Source organism: Pseudomonas flavocrustae, from assembly GCF_029872515.1.
Lineage (GTDB): Bacteria > Pseudomonadota > Gammaproteobacteria > Pseudomonadales > Pseudomonadaceae > Chryseomonas > Chryseomonas aestiva.
Genome location: NZ_JAPDIQ010000012.1, coordinates 112,422 through 133,659, shown reverse-complemented (window position 1 = coordinate 133,659; position 21,238 = coordinate 112,422). Strand labels below are relative to the sequence as shown.

The window sequence follows — 21,238 nt, the reverse complement described above, 5'->3', positions numbered from 1 at the left end:
GAGCTGTGGCCTTTTGCTATCCATTCGCCGCGCACACTCCTGTTTCGATGGGCAATGAACCGCGCATCTAGGCGAGAGGCCCTGGCTCGGAAACGGTGGTCAAGGGGGCCGACGTGGTCGGAACCCCCAGCAGTTGCCCCATGTTGACGGTGGACAAGGCGCCGAGTTCAGCGGACCAGTTCACCGCTTCCGGGCCAAACAGCACGATGGCAGTGGAGCCCAGCTTGAAGCGGCCCAGCTCGTCGCCGGTGCGCAGGGTGATGGGCGCGCGCGCGGCCTCGTCGTAGGCGAAGCGCTTGAGTTCGCGCTTGGGCGGCGTGACCAGACCGGCCCAGACCGTCTCGATGCTGGCGACGATCATGGCGCCGACCAGGATGACCGCCATGGGCCCCACGGCGGTGTCGAAGATGCACACCACCCGCTCGTTGCGGGCGAACAGCTCGGGCACGTTCTCGGCGGTGAGCTGATTGACCGAGAAAATGCGCCCGGGCACATAGACCATCTCCTTCAGGGTGCCGGTGAGCGGCATGTGCACCCGGTGGTAGTCCTTGGGCGACAGGTAGATGGTGGCGAAATGACCGCCCATGAAGGGCGCGGCGCGCAGGCCGTCGCCGCCGAGCAGCTCCAGCAGGCTGTAGCTGTGGCCCTTGGCCTGGAAGATGCGGCCGTGCTCGATGCGGCCGAGCTGGCTGATGGCACCGTCGCTCGGGCTGACCACCACGTCGGCTGCGGCCGGCAGCGGACGGGCGCCGGGCTTGAGGGCGCGGGTGAAGAAGGCGTTGAAGTTCTCGTAGGCGGTGGGGTCTTCCACCTGGGCCTGGCGCATGTCGACGTCATAGTGACGGACGAACCAGCGGGTCAGCAGATTCTTGAACCAGGGCACCCGGCACTCGGCGAAGCCACCGATCAGCCGCGACAGCAGATGGTGCGGCAGCAGGTGCTGGGCAAGGATGAACAGACGGTCTTGCAGTTTCATGAGAGGTCCTTGGCAATCATTCGATGGGGGTGTCGGGGTGGTTGCCCCATTCGCCCCAGGAGCCGGCATAGGCTTTGACGCGCGGATAGCCCAGGGCCTTGGCCGCGAGATAGGTGAAGCCGGATCGGTGATGGGTCTGGCAGTGGGTGATGATTTCCTTGTCGCGGGTGATGCCCAGGCGCTCCAGTTCGGCGGCCAGGTCTTCACGGATGCGCAACTGGCGCTCGCGATCCATGCCGGCGGTCCACTCGAAGTTGATCGCCCCGGGGATGTGCCCGCCACGGGCGGTCAGCACCTTTTCGCCGCGGTATTCATCGGCGCCCCGGGCGTCCCAGATGGCCAGGTCCTCGGCGCCCAGCCGGCTCTGCAGATAGGCACGGCTGGCGGTGGGCTCCTCGTGCAGGGTCAGGGCGACCGGCGCGCTCGCCGCAGCCGGTACCTCGGTGCTCAGCGGCAGGCCGGCGGCGATCCAGCCCTGGCGTCCGCCGTTGAGGTAGTGATAGTGGCCATGCCCGATGACGTCCAGCAGCCAGATGAAGCGTCCGGCCCAGCCGCCGCCTTCATCGTCATAGACCACGTAGACGGCCTCGTCGCGTTGCCCCAGTTCGCCGAACAGCCGTTCCAGGTCCGCCTGGGCCGGCAGCAGGCCGGGCGCCGGCTTGCTGCCCAGCTGGGTGCGGGCGGGCGCGACATGGCGCGCGCCGGGCAGATGGCCCTCGGCATAGTGGGCGGCGCTGCAGAGATCCACCAGGATGAGTTCGGGCGCATCCAGGCGCGCCGCGAGATCGGCCGGTTCGATCACCAGGGGCAGGGCGGAAAAGGGCATCGCGGATTTCCCGTCGGTCCGTAGCAAAGGTGAAGTGTACCGAGGTTGACCGGCCAGCGTCAGGTCGGTCGTGCCCGCGGACGATTGGCAAAGGTGCCGATGGCGCGCTCGATGCAGGTGAAGGTCTTGTCCAGCGCGGCGCTGCGCCGCGGATCCGCCGGCTGCAGTTCGCTGTCCAGGATCGCCACCAGCACCACCCGTTCGCCAAAGCCCAGGCTGCGCAGCCAGAGCCGCTCGTTGCTGAACAGCCGGCGCAGATCGGCGGGCAGGTGCGGCGCGAAGCGCGCCCGGTTGTCGTCATCGATGCGCAACTGGCCGGGGCTGCCGAACAGCTTGGCCAGCAGCGGATGGCTGGCGATGTCCAGCTGCAGACCGGGGGCGTCGTCCAGGCCATGGTGCAGCTGGACATTGCCCTTCTGGCCGTTGCGATCCGGGGTCAGCAGCAGCAGCCGCGGCAGGCCGCAGGCCACCAGCGCCTGGCGGGCGCAATCGAACAGCTGGGGCAGGGTGGCGAAGGCGCTGGGCGTGTGCAGCAACTGCTCGCAGAGTCCGCGCCAGCGCTGTGCCTGACTCTCGCTGGCGACCTGTACCCGGGGCACCGGCTTGAGGCGCCGTTCGCCCGGTGGCCAGACCAGGCCTTCCGCCGGATGCCAGAGGCCGGGTCGGGCATGGCGCTGGGCATCCTGCACCGCCAGCTCATGGCTGCGACTCTGCACCCGTGCCAGCGGCAGTTGCAGATAGAGGGCGCTGAAACGCTGCCAGCGCAGGGTATGAGGACCATCCCAGGCATGGTGGCTGGCCAGGGCCAGGCCATTGGCCAGCAGGATGGTGTTGCCGGGATGGGTCAGCCAGCGCCGCAGATTGGGGTCGTCGTCGAGGCGCTGCTGCTGTTCGAGGGGATCATCGCCATGGGCGATGTGCAGCGCCCTGACCAGTTGCCGGCGATCCTGGTCCAGCAGGCGATAGCCTTCCACGATCCACTCGGGCAACTGCCAGTGACGGGCCAGCGCCTGGCACAGGCGGATCGCCGGCACGCCGAGCAGTTCGCGCTCGACCTTGAGCGCCGGTTCGCCTTCGCCCAGCACCCGCCGTTCCCACTCCTCGAAGAGTTCCGGATAGCGGGTCGCCAGCGGCCAGAGTGGCGCCAGAAAGAGCAGGGCGGCCAGGCGGATGTCCGGCCACAGCCGCGCCAGGGGCACGCCGAACAGGCCCAGCCCCAGGGTCATGGCGTGCTGGCTGACCAGGCACAGCTGCCGCAGCGGACGCGGCAGGCGCTCCTCGGGCAGGGTCGGCTGGCGGGCGATCAGGTACTCCGCCGGCCCGAGACCGACGCGGCCGAGCACGGCTTCCAGACTGGCGGCCGGATCGCCAAGGCTGGCATGGCCGCGATTGGCCTCGCGCAGCAGGGCCAGCGCCAGGGGGGGTGACTCGCAGAGCCGTTCGGCGATCTCATGCAACGCCAGACGGCCATCGGCCAGGGCGCGGCGCAGACGCTCCGCGCTGGCGGTGGCCACCGGCAGGCGTACGCCTTCCAGGTGTTTGACCCAGTCTTCGACGGTGTTCGGGCGGCTGGACATACGACGGTCGCCTTGAAATTTGATGAAAGGCCTTCAGTCCGGGGCGCCGGGTCCGATAAAGGGGACGTGAGGGCAGATCCCCGGCTCAATTTTCCTTAGCACACAGTATTCCCAACCATGGCAAAAATCATCGGCATCATCGTGATATTCGCGGCTGTCCTCGGCGGCTACATCCTCGCGCATGGCAAGATCGCTGCGATCATCCAGCCGCTCGAGGTCCTGATCATCGGCGGTGCCGCCCTGGGGGCCTTTCTGCAGGCCAACCCGGGCAGTACCTTCATGCAGGTGTTCAAGAAGTCGCTGAAGATGTTTGGCAACCGCTTCACCCACGCCTTCTACCTGGACGTGCTCAAGCTGCTCTACGAGATCCTCAACAAAAGCCGGCGCGAGGGCATGATGTCCATCGAGGCGGACGTCGAGGATCCCAAGGCCAGTCCGATCTTCAGCAAGTACCCGAACATCCTCAAGGATGAGCGGATGACCGCCTACGTTGCCGACTACCTGCGGCTGATGTCCTCCGGCAACATGGCCCCCCATGAGCTGGAAGGCCTGTTCGACATGGAGCTGGCCGGCATCAAGGAAGAGCTGGAGCATCCGTCCCACGCGGTATCGCGGGTCGCCGACGGCCTGCCCGGCTTCGGCATCGTCGCCGCGGTACTGGGTATCGTGATCACCATGGGCATGCTCGGCGAGGGTGACCAGGCGGCCATCGGTGGCCACGTGGGCGCGGCTCTGGTGGGTACCTTCCTCGGTATTCTCGCCGCCTACGGCTTCTTCGGTCCGCTGGCGACCTGCCTGGAGCACGACGCCAAGGAAGAGCTCAATGTGCTGGAGGCCATCAAGGCCTGCCTGGTCGCCGCCGCCAGCGGCATGCCGCCCACCGTCGCCGTGGAATTCGGCCGCAAGGTGCTGTTTCCGGCGCACCGGCCGTCCTTCAGTGAGCTCGAGCAGGCGATGCGGGGCAGCTGATGGACAACAACCAGCCGATCATCGTCAAGCGCATCAAGAAAAGCGCCGCCGGCCACCATGGCGGCGCCTGGAAGATCGCCTTCGCCGACTTCGCCACCGCCATGATGGCGTTCTTCCTGGTGCTCTGGCTGATGTCCTCGGCCACCCCGGAGCAGAAGAAGGCCATCGCCGGCTACTTCCAGGATCCGATCGGCTTCACCGAAAGTGCCAGCCCCTATGTCATCGATCTGGGCGGCACGCCGACGCCGGCACCTGACCGCACCCTGAATCCCGAGATCCAGGCGCAGCCGGATTCGACCCAGAACAAGGTCAATCCGGACGTGCAGGAGCGCGCCGACCCCAACGATTCCAACCGCGTCGCGCCCGATCCCACCCAGGCGCCCGATCAGTCCGACAAGCGCCAGCCCAACGACGCGGCCCAGCAGCAGAAGGATGCCAGCCAGGCGAAGATGGATCCGAGCCAGGCGGAAAAGATCGCCGAGCAGGTGGACAAGGAACGCCTGGAGCTGTTGCTGCAGGAGTTGCAGAACAAGATCGAGCAGAATCCTGAGCTGCAGAAGTTCAAGGACCAGATCCTGCTGGAGATCACCCAGGACGGCCTGCGCATCCAGATCGTCGATGCCGAGAACCGGCCGATGTTCGATTCCGGCAGTCCGCGGCTGAAGTCCTATTTCGAGGACATCCTGCTGGCCATGGCCGACACCATTCGCCAGGTGCCGAACAAGATCAGCATCAGCGGCCATACCGATGCCGCGCGCTACGCCGGCAAGGGCGACTTCAGCAACTGGGAGTTGTCCGCCGGTCGCGCCAACGCTGCACGCCGGGCGCTGATCGCCGGTGGCTATCCGGAAGAGCAGGTGGCGCGGATCGTCGGCTATGCCTCTTCGGCTCCCTTCGATCGCGAACATCCGCTCAATCCGGTCAACCGCCGCATCGACATCATCGTGCTGACCAAGAAGGCCCAGCAGGCCATCGAGGGCCGCGCCGGTGGCAACCAGGCACCCAAGCCCGCGGCTGGCGCCGCACCGGCGGCGAGCCGCAGCGGAGTCTCCAGTGGCGGCGTCAGCGCCACCGGCAACCTGGCGCAACCCATCAACAACGCGGCTTTCAAGAATCAGGTCAATGCCTTCGATGCCGGCGTCATCCAGAGCAAGCCCTGAAGGGTGGCGGTGATCGATAGGAAAATTCGCTGCTAGCGTTCGGTTTTTTCGTCCGTTGGCCTGCGCAGGGCTGGTTAAGCTGCAAGGGTATTCATGCTGGATCGGGCACCTTGCGCCCTGGCGCGCGGTCTCCCGATCTCCGATTCCCTTGCAGGAGCCTTCCGATGAGCAACGCCTTTATCGACACCATCAAGCGCCGCCGCAGCCAGTACGCGCTGGGCAAGAATCTGCCACTGGCCCAGGACCAGGTCACCGCGCTTATCCAGGAAGCGGTCAAGCTGTCGCCCTCCGCCTTCAACTCGCAGAGCTCGCGCGCGGTGATCCTGTTCGGCGCCGAGAGCGACAAGTTCTGGGGCTTTGTCATGCAGGCGCTGCGGCAGATCGTGCCGGCCGACGCCTTCGCCGCCACCGAAGGCAAGATCAACAGCTTCGCGGCCGGCGCCGGCACCGTGCTGTTCTACGAGGATCGGCACGTCGTCGCCGGCCTGCAGGACAAGTATCCCGCCTACGCCGACAACTTCCCCATCTGGTCGGAGCAGGCCAGCGGCATTGCCCAGTTCTCCGTGTGGGCGGCCCTGGCCAACGCCGGCATCGGCGCCAGCCTGCAGCACTACAATCCGCTGCCCGACGCCCTGGCCGCCGCCGAGTGGAAGCTGCCGGAGACCTGGCACCTGCGCGCGCAGATGCCTTTCGGTTCCAACGAGGGGGACTTCCCGGAGAAGGGCTTCATGGACGACGCCGAGCGCTTCCGCGTCTTTGGCTGATGGTCGTCGACTGATACAAGAAAACGCCGGGCTTGCCCGGCGTTTTGCTTAGTAGCGCGACTCGCCTTCGAGGCTGGCCAGGATGTGCCGGTAACTGGCCATCCGCTGCGGATGGATGTCACCGCGCTCCAGGGCCGCGAGCAGGGCGCAGCCGGGTTCGCGCTCGTGCTTGCAGTCGCGGAAGCGACAGTGGCCGAGGTAGTCGCCGAATTCCTTGAAGCCGGCTTCGACGTCGTCACGGCTGACGTGGCTGAGGCCGAATTCGCGGATACCGGGCGAGTCGATCAGATCGCCGCCATCGGGAAAGTGGAAGAGCCGGGCGGTGGTGGTGGTGTGGGTGCCCTTGTTGGTCAGCTCGGACAGCGGCCCGACGCGGGTATCGACGCCCGGCAGCAAGGCGTTCACCAGCGATGACTTGCCCACCCCCGATTGACCGACGAAGACACTGACGTGCTCGTCCAGCTCGCTCTTGAGCTGGTCCATGCTCAGGCCGTTGTGAGCCGAGACTTCCAGCAGCGGATAGTCCAGCTCGCGGTAGACGCCCAGTAGCTCGTCCAGCGCCGGGCCGTTGTGCGCGTCGATCAGGTCGGCCTTGTTGAGCAGCAGCAATGGCTGGATGCCGGCATGCTCGGCGGCCACCAGGTAGCGATCGATGAGGTTGGCGTGAGGCGTGGGCAGCGGGGCGAAGACGATCACCAGGCGGTCGACGTTGGCCGCCACCGGCTTGAGCAGACCGCGCATGTCCGGCCGGCAGATCTCCGAACGCCGCGGCAACTGGGCGACGATGACGCCGTTGCCCTGGAGGCTGGGACGAAACACCACCCGGTCGCCGGTGACCAGGGTCGGCAGGTTGGCGCGCAGGTGACAGCGTTGCAGCTGGCCTTCGTCATCCTCGACCTCCACCTGAACGCCGAAGTGGGCGATCACCAGGCCTTGTTGCTCCGGTCCCAGATCGCCGCCTTCGAGTTCGTCGATCAGCTTGGATTCGCGCTTTTCCGCGCGGGCGGCGCGTTCGGTCTGGATTTTTTCGATCCGCCAGCTCTGGCGACGGGTCAGGTGGCGTTTGGCCATGGGATATCCGCGGGTTTCAGGACCGCTGAGTCTAGCATTGGCCGCCTCTCGCGGATTACCTAAACTTGGCGTACCTCGTCGCTCCGGAGCCCCCATGCTGGCCCATCTCGCCTCGCGCTATCCGCTGTTGCTGGCCGTGCTGGTGCAACTGGCCGCCCTGGTGGTCGCCGTCGTCGGCATCCGCCTGTGGGCCGGCTTCGCCGGCCAGCGCCCCTCGCTGCTGGCGCTGGTCTGCCTGCAGGCGGTACTGGCGGCCCTGCTGGGCGAGCTGCTGGGACTCGCCCGCTGGTGGGTGTTCATCAATCTGCTGTTCGCCCCGGCACTCTACCTGGTCAGCGGTCGCGGACTCTCGGCAGGCATCGCCGCGCTCGGCTTCCTGCTGCTCCTGCTGCTGAACTGGAACAGCCTGCGCGAGCGGGTACCGCTCTATCTCACCGGGCGCCAGACCCGCGAGCGGCTGGCCGAACTGCTCGCCGAGCGCGAGCCGACCTTTCGCTTCGTCGACCTCGGCTGCGGCCTGGGCGATACCCTGGTCGATCTGTCCCGGCGCTTTCCCCAGGCTACCTTCGTCGGGGTGGAGACGGCGCCGCTGAGTTTCGCCCTGGCCTGGCTGCGCTGCCTGCCGCGGCGCAATTGCCAGGTGCGCTATCGCGATCTCTGGCGGGTGCAGCTGGGCGAGTTCGACGTCGTCTACTGCTTTCTCTCGCCGGCGCCCATGCCACGCCTGGGCGACAAGGCCCGCACGGAACAGCGGGCCGGCAGCTGGCTGATCAGCAACACCTTCGAGATTCCCGACCAGCCGGCGGATCAGGTGCTGGAGGTAGGTGACCTGCGCGGCAGCCGGCTGCTGCTCTGGCGCCGGTAGGTACGCGGCAGGCGCGCTGCTACACTGGTGCCATCATCAAGGAGTTCACCATGACCGCCCCCAATCCGCAGCACCTGATCTGGATCGACCTGGAAATGACCGGCCTGGATCCGGATCGGGACGTGATCATCGAGATGGCCACCATCGTCACCGACAGCGATCTCAATGTGCTGGCCGAAGGCCCGGTGCTGGCCATCCACCAGTCGGACGAGATCCTGGCCGGCATGGACGAGTGGAACACCCGCCAGCACGGCGGCTCGGGGCTGACTCAGCGGGTGCGCGATAGCACCGTCGATACCGCCCAGGCCGAGGCCCTGACCCTGGAATTCCTGCAGCAGTGGGTGCCCAAGGGCAAGTCGCCGATCTGCGGCAACAGCATCTGTCAGGATCGCCGCTTCCTCTATCGCCGCATGCCGGAGCTGGAAGCCTACTTCCACTACCGCAACCTGGACGTTTCCACCCTCAAGGAACTGGCCGCGCGTTGGGCGCCCCATGTGCGTGACGGCGTGAAGAAGAGCGGCAGCCACCTGGCGCTGGACGACATCCGCGATTCCATCGCCGAGCTGCGGCACTATCGCGAGCACTTCATCAAGGTCTGACGGCCACCCGTCCGTGCTGCTGTCCATCCTCTATCTGGTCGCGATCACCGCCGAGGCCATGACCGGCGCCCTGTCCGCGGGGCGCCGCGGCATGGACCTGTTCGGCGTGGCACTGATCGCCAGCGTCACCGCCCTGGGCGGCGGCTCGGTGCGCGACGTCCTGCTGGGGCACTATCCGTTGGGTTGGGTAAAGCACCCGGAGTACCTCGCGCTCACCGTCGGCGCGGGCCTCGCCACCGTGGCCATCGCGCGGGTCATGCGCTATCTGCGCCGGCTGTTCCTGGTGCTCGACGCCCTGGGCCTGGTGGCCTTTACCGTGATCGGTTGCCAGGTGGCCCTGGAGATGGGCCTGAGTCCGGCCATCGTCATCGTCAGCGGCACCCTCACCGGCACCTGCGGTGGCATCCTGCGCGACATCCTCTGCAACGACGTACCCCTGATCCTCCGGCGCGAGCTCTATGCCAGCGTGGCGGTACTCTCTGCCGGCTGCTACCTGCTCTGCCGCCCGTGGCTCGGCGAAGAGCAGGCGCTGCTCATCACCCTGGCCGCGGGGTTGCTGCTGCGCCTGCTGGCGTTGAGATTCAACTGGCAGATGCCGACCTTCACCTATCCGGACGATCCTCACGGTTGAGGCAGTGAGAAATTGCGTGGTATCGCCCTGAAAGGCTTGTCCTAGAGCCTTTTGTGCGGCATTTTTCAGGCCCCAGTTACCGATAGGGAGATCGGTCATGTCTGGAAAGCCTGCTGCTCGCCTGGGCGACGCCGTCGCCTGCCCCCAATGCGGTACCACCGCCCTGATCCAGGGCTCCGCCGATGTCGCTTTCGATGGCCTGCCCGCCGCGACCCTCGGCCATGCCTGCGGCTGTGGCGCGGTCCTGAGCGCCGCGGTCATCCCTACTGTCCTGATCAACGGCCGGCCTGCGGCGGTGCTCGGCAGCCTTACCAGCCATGGCGGCGTGGTGATCGGCGGCTCGGGCAGCGTCATCATCGGCCTGGACGCCGGCGGCGCGGCCAAGGGCGCCTGCGCAAGCCATGCAGGCACTACCGGCCTGGCACCGGGGCAGGGCAAGCCTTCGGCACGTCGCTCCCGGGAGCGACGGAATATCGAGGGGCCTGCCAACCACCCGGAGGGCGTACCCGTCGCCAGGGATGAAGCCGCCGAACAGGCGGAGCGCCCGCTAGAACAGCGCATCACCCTGCGCATCGGCGTCTTCTTCGACGGCACCGGCAACAACCTCTTCAATGCCGCCACCGGTGCGGCTTGTCGGGCGGAAGAGCAGGGCTTTCGCCAGGATCAGGCACGCAGCATTGCTAGGCATTGCGAGAAGTTCATGCTGAGTTCCGATGGCAGCTATGCGGGGGCGGAGACGAATATTGCGCGGTTGTATCGGCTCTACCGGGACGATACCCAGCGAGCGATCGAGCCGGACGAAAGCTCGGCAGTCATCCCCGTCTATATCGAGGGCATCGGTACCCGGGCCGGTCAGCCGGATAATTTGCTTTCGATGGGGACGGGGCTGGGTAGCAGTGGTGTACTGGCTTGTGTTGAGACATTTCCATCAGCCTTTGCTAAACAGCATGTGTTATTTCAGCGGAGCAACCCTAGCGTCGTTGTCGATACTATTGAATTCGATCTTTTTGGATTCAGCCGTGGTGCGGCAGCGACTCGCCACTTTGCCAACGAAGTGCTTAAGGTAGAAGGGGGTATCGCCGCAGCAGGCCTAGCACCGTGCTTCCTTTGGCAGCGCGCCAAAGTGAAACTCAACTTCATCGGCCTGTTCGATACCGTGGCGGCGATAGCCGATCCCCTGCGGGGCGATTTCAGTCCGGCCAATGCAGTAAATCCTGGACTTAATCTTTATTTACCATCCGGTTGTGGGCTCAAGGTAGTGCAGTTGGCTGCCCAGCATGAGTACCGCCGTAACTTCGCCCTTACTAGTGTGGCACCTGAGCACGAAGAGATCTTCCTGCCTGGTGCCCACGCTGATATTGGTGGCGGCTATCCTGCCGAGATGCAGGAGCGATTGCTCTTGACCCAGCCGAGGGCTTCCCGTGAGCCCAGGGGTACGGACAGCCACCAGGCTTGGAGCTATCGTCAGGCCGAACGGGAGTTGCGGCGCCTGCAAGGGGCGCCTTGGTACGACTCCACCAGCACTCGTCTTGGCATCGATACCTGGCGCCTCGAGTTGCCCCGCGTCCGGGGCGACCTGCCAGAAGTCGAAGTCTTCGCGGCGATACGGTTGGAGCGGCAGGTGCGTGGAGAGCTATCCCTGGTTTATCTGCGGATAATGCACCGTCTGGCCAGCGCCCAGGGTGTGCCCTTCATTGCTCTTGACGAAGAGGATCCGGAGTGGCGCTTGCCTGCCGACCTAGTTCCTATGGCCAGCAAGCTTCAGGCAGGCAGTCCGCATGCGCCTGAGCCAATGAGTCAGGCCGAAAATCGTCTGCTGCTCAGTCGCTATGTGCACAGATCGGCTCACTGGAATGCGCGCGTGGGTAGTGGCCTGGGCAATATGGATGCAATCTTCGTCGATGCACCCACCGCCGATGGTAGGCGCAGCCTCTATCCCAATCGTCCCCAAACAGGGTACCCGCGATGAGGCGCTGGCTGCTGTCTATCGCCCTGTTCATGAGTCTGGCGGGTTGCCAGTCCGGCGCCGCGAACAAGCTGCCCTATGACGCCTGGTACCTGGGCTTTCTGGCGCCCAACTATATGGAAGTCTGGCTGGAGCAAGCCAACATTGGCGACAACAGTGGGCGTATCTTTCCCAATGCCATGGGGGGAGTGGTCGCCATGGGGCAACCGGCTAGCCTATCGGCTACCGCCAAAGGCTGGCCCAGGCGAATCGGCTCAGGCAAAGGTCGTACTCTGACCGGCCTGGATCTGCCCTATGTCGTATCCCTACGCTGGCAATCCATGGTCGAGCCCCAAACCTATCACGCACTGTTTACCATCCCCGATTGGGCCAGGGCAAAGATGGTCGAGCGTATCCCGGGCCAGTGTCCGAGCGGCTACCACTTCGACTATCGCGAAGCCCTAACCATCGGCCTGGCGCCCGGTGGGGTGGTCAAGGTCTGGATCATGGGCCCCTGTCTCGATCCCATCGAAGTCCTGACCCTCCAGGCCGAGATCGAACCCAAGGGGCCCTATGGTGGCAAGTCGGGCGGCAAGTACCGACCGCTGTCGCCGGTGGTCAAAAGCTATGTCGACAAGTACGGCGTCCCCTATGGCAGCTGGTGGGCACCGATCCCCTACACCACGGTAGGGCCCTGAACGTCTAGCCTGCCGCTCAGGCCTCGCCGTGCCGCTGCAGCGCCCATTCCACGTGTTCGCGCACCAGGGGTGAGGGGTGTTCGCGCTGCAGCTTCAGGGCTTCCACAACCGGGATGCTGGTGGGGGCATTGCCCAGGCCGACGGCCAGATTGCGCAGCCAGCGCTCGTAGCCGGCACGGCGCAGGGGCGAGCCTTCGGTGCGGCTGAGGAATTCGGCTTCGGTCCAGCGGAACAGTTCGGCCAGGCTGGCGCTGTCCAGACTGTGACGCGGCTGGAAATCGCCTTCGGCAGTCGGCTTGGCGAAGCGATTCCAGGGGCAGACCAACTGGCAGTCGTCGCAGCCGAAGACCCGGTTGCCGATTAGTGGCCGCAGCTCCAGCGGGATGGAGCCCTTGAACTCGATGGTCAGGTAGGAGATGCAGCGCCGGGCGTCGAGCTGATAGGGGCCGATGAAGGCCTGGGTCGGGCAGATGTCCAGGCAGGCGCGGCAGGTGCCGCAGTGATCGCGCGGGGTAGGTTCGTCCACCGGCAGGGGCACATCGACGAAGAGTTCGCCGAGAAAGAACCAGCTGCCGGCCTTGCGATTGAGCACCAGGGTGTTCTTGCCGATCCAGCCCAGGCCGGCCTGTTCGGCGATGGCCTTTTCCAGCACCGGCGCACTGTCGACGAAGGCGCGATAGCCGAAGGGGCCGATCTCGCCCTGGATGCGCTCGGCCAGTTGTTGCAGGCGCTTGCGGATCAGCTTGTGGTAGTCGCGGCCCAGGGCGTAGCGCGAGACGTAGGCGGCCGCGCCGTCGGCCAGGCGCTCGCTCATGCGGGTGTCGCCGGGCAGGTAGTCCATGCGCAGGGAAACCACCCTCAGGGTCCCCGGGACCAGTTCGGCCGGTCGCGAACGTTTGCTGCCGTGCGCGGCCATATAGTCCATCTCGCCGTGGAAACCGGCGGCCAGCCAGCGCTCCAGATGTTCCTCGTGACGTGCCAGATCCAGCCCGGCGATGCCGGTCTGCTGAAAGCCCAATTCCCGACCCCAGGTCTTGATGAGGTCGGCCAGGGCGGCGAGATCGAGAGCGACAGCGGACATCGACGGGAACGCACAGGCAGGAGGGCCGCCTATTTTGCCAGACTCCGGAGGCTTTCCCAGCATGCACGACGAACTGCCGTTCCAGCTCTACAGCGCCCAGCAGGTACGGGATCTCGACGCCCAACTGATCGCCGGCGGTCTGCCCGGTCTCGAGTTGATGAGACGCGCGGCGGCCGCGGCCTGGCGCTCGTTGCGCCACGGCTGGCCCCATGCTGGCGCCCTCTGCGTGCTGGCCGGCGGCGGCAACAATGCCGGCGACGGCTATCTGGTCGCTGCGCTGGCGCGCAAGGCCGGCTGGCAGGCGCGGGTCTGGCACCTGGCCGAGCCGGCCGGACTCCAGGGCGATGCTGCCCAGGCCCATGCCGAGGCCCTCGCCGCCGGCGTGGATATCCAGCCCTGGCGCGCGGACGCTCCGCTGGAGGGGCTGGTGGTCGATGCCTTGCTGGGCACCGGGCTCAAGGGCGCCGCACGCGAGCCCTATGCCGCGGCCATCGAGCGGATCAACGCCAGCGAACTGCCGGTGGTGGCCATCGACCTGCCGTCCGGACTGGATGCCGACACCGGCGCTGCGGCGGGCGCTCTGGTGCGCGCAGATCTGACCATCACCTTCATCGGCCTCAAGCTCGGGCTGTTCACCGGCAAGGGCCCGGATCACGTCGGCAGTCTGGTATTCGAGCCGCTGGTGGAGGAGCCGCAGAATCCCGCCCATGCCACGGCCCAGCGCCTGGCGCCTGGCAACCTGCCACGCCTGGCGGCGCGCCCGCTCAATGCGCACAAAGGGCAATACGGTCATCTGCTGGTGATCGGCGGCGACGAAGGCACCGGTGGCGCAGCCATCATGACCAGCGAGGCGGCGCTGCGCTGCGGCGTGGGCATGCTCAGCCTGGCGACCCGGCCGTCCAATGTGACCGCGGTGCTGGCGCGGCGGCCGGAGGTCATGGTCGCCGGGGTGCACTCCAGTTTCGCCGTGCTGGAGCTGGCCAGGAAGGCCGATGTGCTCGCCGTCGGGCCGGGCCTGGGCCAGGGCGCCTGGGGCAAGGCCCTGGCCAGTGCCGCCGCGACGCTGGAAGTCGCCCAGGTCTGGGACGCCGATGCCCTCAATCTGCTGGCCGCCGGGATGGTCGAGGCGCCGCGCGGGCCCTGGGTGACGACGCCCCATCCGGGCGAAGCGGCGCGGCTGCTGGAGGTCTCGATCAAGGACATCGAAGCCGATCGCCCCGGCAGCGCCCGCGAACTGGCGCGGCGCTACGGCGGCGTGGCGCTGCTCAAGGGCTTCGGCACCCTGATCGCCCACCCGGACGGCCGCATGGCGCTGTGCGGAGAGGGGCATCCGGCGATGGCGACGGGTGGCCTGGGAGACATTCTCACCGGTATCATCGCTGCCCTGCTGGGGCAGGGGCTGGCGCCTTTCGAGGCCGCCTGTCTGGGCGCCTGGCTGCACGGCCGTGCCGGCGCCGAGCTGGGTCGCCAGGGCCGCGGTCTCGCTGCCAGCGATCTGCCCCCGGTCGCCCGCCAGTTGCTCGAGGAACTCCAGCCATGCCTGAACTGACCCTGCACGCCGCCGACGAAGACGCCATGTATGCCCTGGGTGCCCGCCTGGCCCAGGCCAGTGGCGGTCGCGGCGTGCTCTATCTGCACGGCGATCTGGGTGCCGGCAAGACCACTCTGTCGCGGGGCATCCTGCGCGGTCTCGGCCATGGCGGCGCGGTGAAGAGTCCGACCTTCACCCTGGTTGAACCCTACGAACTGGCCAGCGGTGCGGTCTATCACTTCGACCTCTACCGCCTGGCCGATCCGGAAGAACTGGAATTCATGGGGATTCGCGACTACTTCACACCCGAGGCCTTGTGCCTGGTGGAATGGCCCGAGCGCGGTCAGGGCTTTTTGCCAAAGCCGGACCTGGACATTACCATTACGCCACGCGCCGACGGCCGTGATCTACGCCTGGTCAGCCAGGGCGCTCACGGCGAGGCCTGGTGCGCCGCCCTCGCGCCCTAGGCGCCGATCCCTCGTTCTCCAGCTATACGGTCGCAGGCATGCGCAAGCGTTTTTTCAGGTCGGGACTCGGCCTGTTGTTGTTGATTCTCAGCAGTCAGTTGCTGGCCGCCACCCAGATCAAGGGCATGCGCGTCTGGCGCGCGCCCGACAATACCCGTCTGGTGTTCGATCTGACCGGCCCGGTCAAGGCCAGCGTCTTCACCCTCAGTGCCCCGGATCGCATCGTCATCGACCTGTCCGGCGCGCAGCTCGACGGTGGGCTGAACGAAAAGCCGCTGCGCAACACCCCCATCACCGGCTTGCGGGCGGCCCAGCGCTCGCCGGGCGAGGTGCGCCTGGTACTGGACACCAAGGGTGCCCTGACGCCCAAGAGTTTTACCCTGGCGCCCAATAAGGAATACGGCAATCGCCTGGTGGTCGATCTCTACGACCAGGGCACCGACCCTGCCGCCAGCGATATTCCCGCCACCGTCACGCCCAACCTGCCGGCCACCCCGGTGACCCCGGCCCAGCCGGCGACCCGTCTGCCCTCCAGCCCCAGCGGCAAGCGCGACGTGGTGGTGGTGATCGACCCCGGTCATGGCGGTGAGGATCCGGGCGCCATCGGCCGCGGCCGGCTGTACGAGAAGAACGTGGTGCTGGCCATCGCCAAGCAGCTGCAGGCCAATCTCAATCGGCAGAAGGGCTTTCGCGCCGAGCTGACCCGCACCAGCGACTACTTCATCCCGTTGCGCCAGCGACAGGTCATCGCCCGCAAGAAGGGGGCCGACCTATTCATCTCCATCCATGCCGACTCCGCGCCCAGCGCCAGCGCCGAGGGCGTCACCGTCTTCGCCCTGTCCCAGCGCGGCGCCACCTCCGAGGCAGCGCGCTGGCTGGCCGATGCGGAAAACCGCTCCGACCAGGTCGGTGGGGTGTCCGATGCCCTGGACAACAAGGACCCGATGCTCGCCGGGGTGCTCATGGACCTGTCCATGACCGCCACCGTGGCCTCCAGTCTGGAGGTCGGCCAGACCATCCTCGGTCAGGTCGGGCGCGCGACCAAGCTCCTGCATTCGCGGGTGGAGCAGGCCGGCTTCATGGTGCTGAAATCGCCGGACATTCCCTCGATCCTGGTGGAGACCGGCTTCATCACCAATGCCAACGAGTCGGCCAAGCTGGCCAGTCCGGCGCACCAGGGCCTGCTCGCCCGGCAGATCCAGGCCGGTATCGTGCAGTACTTCCAGCATCGTCCGCCGCCAGGCACCTACCTGGCCTGGCAGCGCGAGCAGCGGGGCGACAAGGTCGGCAGCGTGCGCGGCTTCGATCAGCACCGGGTGCAGCCGGGCGAAAGCCTGAGCCTCATCGCCCGCCGCTATGATGTCGACCTTTCCACCCTGCGCGCCGCCAACGGGCTGCGCGGCAATCGCATCCGCTCCGGTCAGGTGTTGACCATCCCCACCCACGAACTGGCGGCCAGCAATGACTGAACCCCGGCGCATCCAGCTGCTCAGCCCGCGGCTGTCCAACCAGATCGCCGCCGGCGAGGTAGTCGAACGCCCCGCCTCGGTGGCCAAGGAGCTGCTGGAGAACAGCCTGGACGCCGGTGCCCGGCGCATCGACATCGAGGTGGAGCAGGGCGGGGTCAAGCTGCTGCGCATCCGCGACGACGGGCATGGCATCCCGGCGGATGACCTGCACCTGGCCCTGGCGCGCCATGCCACCAGCAAGATCTATCACCTGGACGAACTGGAAAGCGTCACCAGCCTGGGCTTTCGCGGCGAGGCCCTGGCGTCGGTCAGTTCGGTGTCGCGCCTTACCCTGACCTCGCGTTTTCGCGGCGAGGACCAGGCCTGGCAGGTGGAGACCGAAGGCCGCGAGATGCAGCCACGGGTGCAGCCCGCCGCCCATCCCCAGGGCACCTCGGTGGAGGTGCGCGACCTGTTCTTCAATACCCCGGCGCGGCGCAAGTTCCTGCGCGCCGAAAAGACCGAATTCGATCACCTGCAGGAAGTGGTGCGGCGCCTGGCGCTGGCGCGCTTCGACGTGGGTTTTCATCTGCGACACAACGGCAAGAGCGTGCTGGCCCTGCATCCGGCGAGCGATCCCCAGAGCCAGGGGCGGCGCGTCGGCGCGGTCTGCAGCCCGGCCTTTCTCGAACAGGCGCTGCCGCTGGAGCACGAGCGCAACGGCCTGCGCCTGTGGGGCTGGGTCGGCCTGCCGACCTTTTCGCGCAGCCAGGCGGATCTGCAGTACTTCTATGTCAACGGCCGTATGGTGCGCGACAAGCTGGTCGCCCACGCGGTGCGCCAGGCCTATCGCGACGTTCTCTACAACGGCCGCCACCCGGCCTTCGTGCTGTTCCTGGAAGTGGATCCGGCGGTGGTGGACGTCAACGTCCATCCCACCAAGCACGAGGTGCGCTTCCGCGACAGCCGCCAGGTGCACGACTTCCTCTACGGCACCCTGCACCGCGCCCTGGGCGATATTCGCCCGGACGACCAGCTCGCCGTGGTGGCGCCCACGGCGCCAGCGCCGCTGAGCGGTCCGGCCGCCGGTGAATTCGGCCCCCAGGGCGAGATGCGCCTGGCCGCCGCCATGTTGCACGACAGCCCTCCGCCGCCGGCCCAGCCCTTCGCCGGTGGCGGCGGGGCGGGTGGCGCTGCGCATTACGCGCCCACCCCGCAGCCCTATGCGGGCGCGCCGGTTGCCGAGGTGCAGAGCGCCTACAAGGCCTTCTTCGCGCCGCTGCCGGAGGGTGCCGAAGCCGCGTCCCTGCCGGTGGAGCAAGGCGACGTACCGCCGCTGGGTTATGCCCTGGCGCAACTCAAGGGCATCTACATCCTCGCCGAGAATGCCCAGGGCCTGATCCTGGTGGACATGCACGCCGCCCACGAGCGCATCACCTACGAGCGGCTCAAGGTAGCCATGGCCAGCGAAGGCCTGCGCGGTCAGCCGCTGCTGGTGCCGGAATCCCTGGCGGTCAGCGAGCGCGAGGCCGATTGCGCCGAAGAGCACGGCCAGTGGTTCGAGCGGCTCGGCTTCGAATTGCAGCGGCTCGGCCCCGAGAGCCTGGCCATCCGGCAGATCCCCGCGCTGCTCAAGCAGGCCCAGGCCGCGCGACTGGTGCAGGACGTGCTCGCCGACCTGCTGGACTATGGCACCAGCGATCGCATCCAGGCGCACCTCAACGAATTGCTCGGCACCATGGCCTGCCATGGCTCGGTACGCGCCAACCGGCGGCTGACCCTGCCGGAGATGAATGCCCTGCTGCGCGACATGGAAACCACCGAGCGCAGCGGCCAGTGCAACCACGGTCGGCCCACCTGGGCCCAGCTCAGCCTGGACGACCTGGACAAACTCTTCCTGCGCGGCCGCTGACCGCCCCGCCGTGTCCCGCCCGGCGCCCTTCGAGAATCCCTCATGACCGCCCCCCTGCCGCCCGCCATATTTCTCATGGGGCCAACCGCCTCCGGCAAGACCGATCTCGCCATCGAGCTGGCACGGCTGCTGCCCATAGAGCTGATCAGCGTGGACTCGGCGCTCATCTATCGCGGCATGGACATAGGCACCGCCAAACCTGACGCCGAGCTGCTGGCCGCCCATCCGCACCGGCTGGTGGACATCCGCGATCCCGCCGAGAGCTATTCCGCCGCCGAATTTCGTACCGATGCCCTGGCGGCCATGGCCGAGATCACCGCGGACGGACGCATCCCCCTGCTGGTGGGCGGCACCATGCTCTACTTCAAGGCCCTGCTCGAAGGCCTGGCCGACATGCCGGGGGCCGATGCCGGGGTGCGCGCTGAGATCGAGGCGCTGGCGGCCACGGCGGGCTGGGGCGAGATCCATCGGCAACTGGCCGAGGTCGATCCGGTGTCGGCCGCGCGCATCCATCCCAACGACCCCCAGCGGCTCCTGCGCGCCCTCGAGGTGTATCGGGTCAGCGGCCAGTCGATGACCGCGCATCGCGCGCTGCAAATGAGCGCCAATGCCGATTCGAACGGCGCGCGCCAGACGCAATTACCCTATACTGTGACCCAATTGATCCTGGCGCCCGGTCGGCGTGAGGTGCTCCATGCGCGTATCGCCGAGCGCTTCGATCTGATGCTGGAACAGGGCTTCATCGACGAAGTTTCAGCCTTGCGGGAACGTCCCGATCTGCATCCTGGTCTGCCGTCCATGCGATCCGTAGGCTATCGTCAGGTGTGGGAATTCCTGGAAGGGGAATGCACGCGGGAAGAGATGGTGGCGCGTGGCGTTGCGGCGACGCGGCAATTGGCGAAGCGGCAGTTGACCTGGTTGCGTGGCTGGCCCGCCGCGCACAGCTTCGACAGCCTGGCTTGTGACAATCTGCCGCGGATCTTGAAATGCCTGGCCGGTGACACCATATCGCTCCACAGCTGAATCGTTTTTGTCCGCGTGTCCATGGTGGGCAGCGGAAACTGGCATGTCGCCAGATCGGTATTTTCATTTCCTTAGGAGAGCGACACGATGTCAAAAGGGCATTCGCTACAAGACCCTTACCTGAACACCCTGCGTAAAGAGCGCGTTCCGGTTTCCATCTATCTCGTCAACGGTATCAAGCTGCAGGGTCAGATCGAGTCCTTCGACCAGTTCGTGATTCTGCTCAAGAACACCGTCAGCCAGATGGTCTACAAGCATGCAATCTCCACCGTGGTGCCGAGCCGCCCGGTCCGTCTGCCCAGCTCCGAGACGAGCGAGTCGGATAGCGAATAAATAACAAGAGGAGCGCCCTGTTGTTCTTCGAGCGTCACGAAGGTGGTGAGCGGGCCATTCTGGTCCATTTGGAAGGCCTGCATCCCGAGGCGCGCGAAGATCCTCAGGAGTTTCTCGAACTCGCGCGATCGGCGGGTGCGGAGACCGTGTCTTTCGTCACGGTGAATCGCAGTCAGCCGACCGCGCGTTATCTCATCGGTACCGGCAAGGTCGAGGAACTGCACGATCAGGTGCACGCCCATGCCGCCGATCTGGTCATCTTCAACCATGACCTCACGCCCAGTCAGGAACGCAACCTCGAAAAAGCCTTCGAGTGCCGCGTCCTCGACCGCACGGGCCTCATTCTCGATATCTTCGCCCAGCGCGCCCGGACCCACGAGGGCAAGCTGCAGGTGGAACTCGCCCAGCTCGAACACATGAGCACGCGGCTGGTACGCGGCTGGACCCACCTCGAACGGCAGAAGGGCGGTATCGGTCTGCGCGGTCCGGGTGAAACCCAGCTGGAGACCGACCGCCGTCTCCTGCGGATCCGCATCCGCCAGATCCGCCAGCGCCTGGACAAGGTGCGCAGCCAGCGCGAGCAGGCCCGTCGTGGGCGTCGGCGGGCCGAGATCCCCTCGGTGTCCCTGGTCGGTTATACCAACGCCGGCAAGTCCACCCTGTTCAACAGCCTCACCGAATCCGGCGTCTATGCGGCCAACCTGCTGTTCGCCACCCTCGACCCCACCCTGCGCCGTCTGGAGCTGCCGGATCTGGGGCCGATCGTGCTGGCCGATACCGTGGGCTTCATCCGCCATCTGCCGCACAAGCTGGTCGAGGCGTTCCGCGCGACCCTGGAGGAATCCAGCAACTCCGACCTGTTGCTGCACGTGATCGATGCCCACGAGGACGATCGCCAGCTGCAGATCGAGCAGGTCGAGGCGGTGCTGCACGAAATCGGCGCCGATGAGCTGCCGATGCTGGAAATCTACAACAAGCTCGATCTGCTCGACGGGGTCGAGCCCCATATCCAGCGCGACGACGAAACCGGACGCCCGATCCGGGTCTGGGTGTCGGCGCGCGAAGGTCGCGGTCTGGAGCTGGTCGGTCAGGCCGTCGCCGAATTGCTTGGCGAGGATCTCTTCGTCGGCGTGCTGCGCCTGCCTCAGCGGCATGCCCGGCTGCGCGCGCAGCTGTTCGACCTGGGCGTGGTTCGCCAGGACGATCATGATGACGAAGGCAACATCCTGTTGTCTGTACGAGTACCCCGCGCCGAACTCAATCGACTGCTCAGCCGGGCCGGTGAAGAACCGGAAGTCTTTATCCAGCAACATGTTTTGCAATAAACCCCCGCTCGGCGCTTTTGTTCGGGCAGGGACCATC

20 protein-coding genes are annotated in these 21,238 nt (G+C 66.6%); 15 read left to right on the top strand and 5 right to left on the bottom strand.

Annotated elements, in window-relative coordinates; all coding sequences use genetic code 11:
* Nucleotides 1-67: 67 nt before the first annotated feature.
* From asd to OMP44_RS21920, 3 genes are read right to left on the bottom strand one after another with little or no spacing between them, the layout of a single operon-like run.
* A complete protein-coding gene (gene asd, locus OMP44_RS21930; protein WP_273862768.1) occupies nt 68-976 on the bottom strand; it encodes an archaetidylserine decarboxylase in 909 nt (302 codons plus the stop codon).
* 16 nt (nt 977-992) lie between these two features.
* A complete protein-coding gene (locus OMP44_RS21925) occupies nt 993-1,802 on the bottom strand; it encodes a rhodanese-like domain-containing protein (RefSeq protein WP_187980987.1) in 810 nt (269 codons plus the stop codon).
* Nucleotides 1,803-1,861: 59 nt separating this feature from the next.
* Nucleotides 1,862-3,379, bottom strand: coding sequence for an HDOD domain-containing protein (locus OMP44_RS21920; RefSeq protein ID WP_187980988.1), 1,518 nt, complete (start codon nt 3,377-3,379; stop codon nt 1,862-1,864).
* Nucleotides 3,380-3,496: 117 nt separating this feature from the next.
* Between OMP44_RS21920 and motA the strand changes: the two genes are divergently transcribed.
* The 3 genes from motA (at nt 3,497) to OMP44_RS21905 (ending at nt 6,272) form a co-directional block, all read left to right on the top strand.
* A complete protein-coding gene (gene motA, locus OMP44_RS21915; protein WP_017642892.1) occupies nt 3,497-4,348 on the top strand; it encodes a flagellar motor stator protein MotA in 852 nt (283 codons plus the stop codon).
* A complete protein-coding gene (locus tag OMP44_RS21910) occupies nt 4,348-5,508 on the top strand; it encodes a flagellar motor protein MotB (RefSeq protein WP_187980989.1) in 1,161 nt (386 codons plus the stop codon). Before motA ends, OMP44_RS21910 begins: the two co-directional genes overlap by 1 nt.
* A 164-nt stretch (nt 5,509-5,672) precedes the next feature.
* A complete protein-coding gene (locus tag OMP44_RS21905; protein WP_273862770.1) occupies nt 5,673-6,272 on the top strand; it encodes a nitroreductase family protein in 600 nt (199 codons plus the stop codon).
* 48 nt (nt 6,273-6,320) lie between these two features.
* Here OMP44_RS21905 and rsgA read toward each other — a convergent pair whose 3' ends face one another.
* Nucleotides 6,321-7,343, bottom strand: a complete 1,023-nt coding sequence (rsgA, locus tag OMP44_RS21900) for a small ribosomal subunit biogenesis GTPase RsgA (RefSeq protein ID WP_158896607.1) — start codon at nt 7,341-7,343, stop codon at nt 6,321-6,323.
* 94 nt (nt 7,344-7,437) lie between these two features.
* On the opposite strand from rsgA, the gene OMP44_RS21895 reads away from it, so the two are divergent.
* The 5 genes from OMP44_RS21895 (at nt 7,438) to OMP44_RS21875 (ending at nt 12,081) form a co-directional block, all read left to right on the top strand.
* Entirely contained in the window at nt 7,438-8,208 is a 771-nt protein-coding gene (locus OMP44_RS21895) for a class I SAM-dependent methyltransferase (protein ID WP_280311236.1), read from the top strand.
* Between the two features lie 50 nt (nt 8,209-8,258).
* Nucleotides 8,259-8,807: an oligoribonuclease gene (orn, locus tag OMP44_RS21890; RefSeq protein WP_273862772.1), complete on the top strand. Its 549-nt coding sequence runs from the start codon at nt 8,259-8,261 to the stop codon at nt 8,805-8,807.
* 16 nt (nt 8,808-8,823) lie between these two features.
* A complete protein-coding gene (locus OMP44_RS21885; RefSeq protein WP_042137396.1) occupies nt 8,824-9,438 on the top strand; it encodes a trimeric intracellular cation channel family protein in 615 nt (204 codons plus the stop codon).
* Nucleotides 9,439-9,535: 97 nt separating this feature from the next.
* A complete protein-coding gene (locus tag OMP44_RS21880; RefSeq protein ID WP_280311233.1) occupies nt 9,536-11,407 on the top strand; it encodes a PAAR domain-containing protein in 1,872 nt (623 codons plus the stop codon).
* Nucleotides 11,404-12,081: a DUF2931 family protein gene (locus tag OMP44_RS21875; protein WP_280311231.1), complete on the top strand. Its 678-nt coding sequence runs from the start codon at nt 11,404-11,406 to the stop codon at nt 12,079-12,081. The genes OMP44_RS21880 and OMP44_RS21875 overlap by 4 nt, the downstream gene beginning before the upstream one ends.
* Before the next feature lie 16 nt (nt 12,082-12,097).
* Here the strand turns inward: OMP44_RS21875 and queG are convergent, their stop codons facing one another.
* Nucleotides 12,098-13,162, bottom strand: a complete 1,065-nt coding sequence (queG, locus tag OMP44_RS21870; RefSeq protein ID WP_280311229.1) for a tRNA epoxyqueuosine(34) reductase QueG — start codon at nt 13,160-13,162, stop codon at nt 12,098-12,100.
* Between the two features lie 61 nt (nt 13,163-13,223).
* On the opposite strand from queG, the gene OMP44_RS21865 reads away from it, so the two are divergent.
* From OMP44_RS21865 to hflX, 7 genes are all read left to right on the top strand, one after another.
* Complete coding sequence (locus OMP44_RS21865; protein ID WP_280311227.1) at nt 13,224-14,711, top strand: NAD(P)H-hydrate dehydratase; 1,488 nt, start codon at nt 13,224-13,226, stop codon at nt 14,709-14,711.
* Nucleotides 14,699-15,160 carry a tRNA (adenosine(37)-N6)-threonylcarbamoyltransferase complex ATPase subunit type 1 TsaE gene (tsaE, locus tag OMP44_RS21860; protein WP_133862326.1) on the top strand — a complete coding sequence of 154 codons (462 nt, stop codon included), beginning with the start codon at nt 14,699-14,701 and terminating at the stop codon, nt 15,158-15,160. Before OMP44_RS21865 ends, tsaE begins: the two co-directional genes overlap by 13 nt.
* A 38-nt stretch (nt 15,161-15,198) precedes the next feature.
* Nucleotides 15,199-16,629 (top strand): N-acetylmuramoyl-L-alanine amidase, encoded by a 1,431-nt coding sequence (locus OMP44_RS21855; RefSeq protein WP_158891399.1) that lies wholly within the window; start codon nt 15,199-15,201, stop codon nt 16,627-16,629.
* Nucleotides 16,622-18,520, top strand: coding sequence for a DNA mismatch repair endonuclease MutL (gene mutL / locus OMP44_RS21850; RefSeq protein ID WP_280311224.1), 1,899 nt, complete (start codon nt 16,622-16,624; stop codon nt 18,518-18,520). The genes OMP44_RS21855 and mutL overlap by 8 nt, the downstream gene beginning before the upstream one ends.
* A 42-nt stretch (nt 18,521-18,562) precedes the next feature.
* On the top strand, nt 18,563-19,543 hold the full coding sequence (gene miaA, locus OMP44_RS21845) for a tRNA (adenosine(37)-N6)-dimethylallyltransferase MiaA (protein WP_280311222.1): 981 nt from the start codon (nt 18,563-18,565) through the stop codon (nt 19,541-19,543).
* A gap of 87 nt (nt 19,544-19,630) precedes the next feature.
* On the top strand, nt 19,631-19,876 hold the full coding sequence (gene hfq / locus OMP44_RS21840) for an RNA chaperone Hfq (protein ID WP_007161156.1): 246 nt from the start codon (nt 19,631-19,633) through the stop codon (nt 19,874-19,876).
* A 20-nt stretch (nt 19,877-19,896) separates the two neighbouring features.
* Nucleotides 19,897-21,201: a ribosome rescue GTPase HflX gene (gene hflX / locus OMP44_RS21835; RefSeq protein WP_158891393.1), complete on the top strand. Its 1,305-nt coding sequence runs from the start codon at nt 19,897-19,899 to the stop codon at nt 21,199-21,201.
* The last annotated feature ends 37 nt before the right edge of the window (nt 21,202-21,238 follow it).

What these genes read in the sequence shown, in the direction of transcription:
- queG (WP_280311229.1), bottom strand. Translation starts at nt 13,162, where the DNA reads ATGTCCGCTGTCGCTCTCGATCTCGCCGCCCTGGCCGACCTCATCAAG.
- OMP44_RS21920 (WP_187980988.1), bottom strand. Translation starts at nt 3,379, where the DNA reads ATGTCCAGCCGCCCGAACACCGTCGAAGACTGGGTCAAACACCTGGAA.
- miaA (WP_280311222.1), top strand. Translation starts at nt 18,563, where the DNA reads ATGACCGCCCCCCTGCCGCCCGCCATATTTCTCATGGGGCCAACCGCC.
- OMP44_RS21905 (WP_273862770.1), top strand. Translation starts at nt 5,673, where the DNA reads ATGAGCAACGCCTTTATCGACACCATCAAGCGCCGCCGCAGCCAGTAC.
- tsaE (WP_133862326.1), top strand. Translation starts at nt 14,699, where the DNA reads ATGCCTGAACTGACCCTGCACGCCGCCGACGAAGACGCCATGTATGCC.
- OMP44_RS21895 (WP_280311236.1), top strand. Translation starts at nt 7,438, where the DNA reads ATGCTGGCCCATCTCGCCTCGCGCTATCCGCTGTTGCTGGCCGTGCTG.
- OMP44_RS21875 (WP_280311231.1), top strand. Translation starts at nt 11,404, where the DNA reads ATGAGGCGCTGGCTGCTGTCTATCGCCCTGTTCATGAGTCTGGCGGGT.
- hfq (WP_007161156.1), top strand. Translation starts at nt 19,631, where the DNA reads ATGTCAAAAGGGCATTCGCTACAAGACCCTTACCTGAACACCCTGCGT.
- OMP44_RS21865 (WP_280311227.1), top strand. Translation starts at nt 13,224, where the DNA reads ATGCACGACGAACTGCCGTTCCAGCTCTACAGCGCCCAGCAGGTACGG.
- OMP44_RS21910 (WP_187980989.1), top strand. Translation starts at nt 4,348, where the DNA reads ATGGACAACAACCAGCCGATCATCGTCAAGCGCATCAAGAAAAGCGCC.
- OMP44_RS21855 (WP_158891399.1), top strand. Translation starts at nt 15,199, where the DNA reads ATGCGCAAGCGTTTTTTCAGGTCGGGACTCGGCCTGTTGTTGTTGATT.
- motA (WP_017642892.1), top strand. Translation starts at nt 3,497, where the DNA reads ATGGCAAAAATCATCGGCATCATCGTGATATTCGCGGCTGTCCTCGGC.
- mutL (WP_280311224.1), top strand. Translation starts at nt 16,622, where the DNA reads ATGACTGAACCCCGGCGCATCCAGCTGCTCAGCCCGCGGCTGTCCAAC.
- orn (WP_273862772.1), top strand. Translation starts at nt 8,259, where the DNA reads ATGACCGCCCCCAATCCGCAGCACCTGATCTGGATCGACCTGGAAATG.
- rsgA (WP_158896607.1), bottom strand. Translation starts at nt 7,343, where the DNA reads ATGGCCAAACGCCACCTGACCCGTCGCCAGAGCTGGCGGATCGAAAAA.
- OMP44_RS21880 (WP_280311233.1), top strand. Translation starts at nt 9,536, where the DNA reads ATGTCTGGAAAGCCTGCTGCTCGCCTGGGCGACGCCGTCGCCTGCCCC.
- asd (WP_273862768.1), bottom strand. Translation starts at nt 976, where the DNA reads ATGAAACTGCAAGACCGTCTGTTCATCCTTGCCCAGCACCTGCTGCCG.
- OMP44_RS21925 (WP_187980987.1), bottom strand. Translation starts at nt 1,802, where the DNA reads ATGCCCTTTTCCGCCCTGCCCCTGGTGATCGAACCGGCCGATCTCGCG.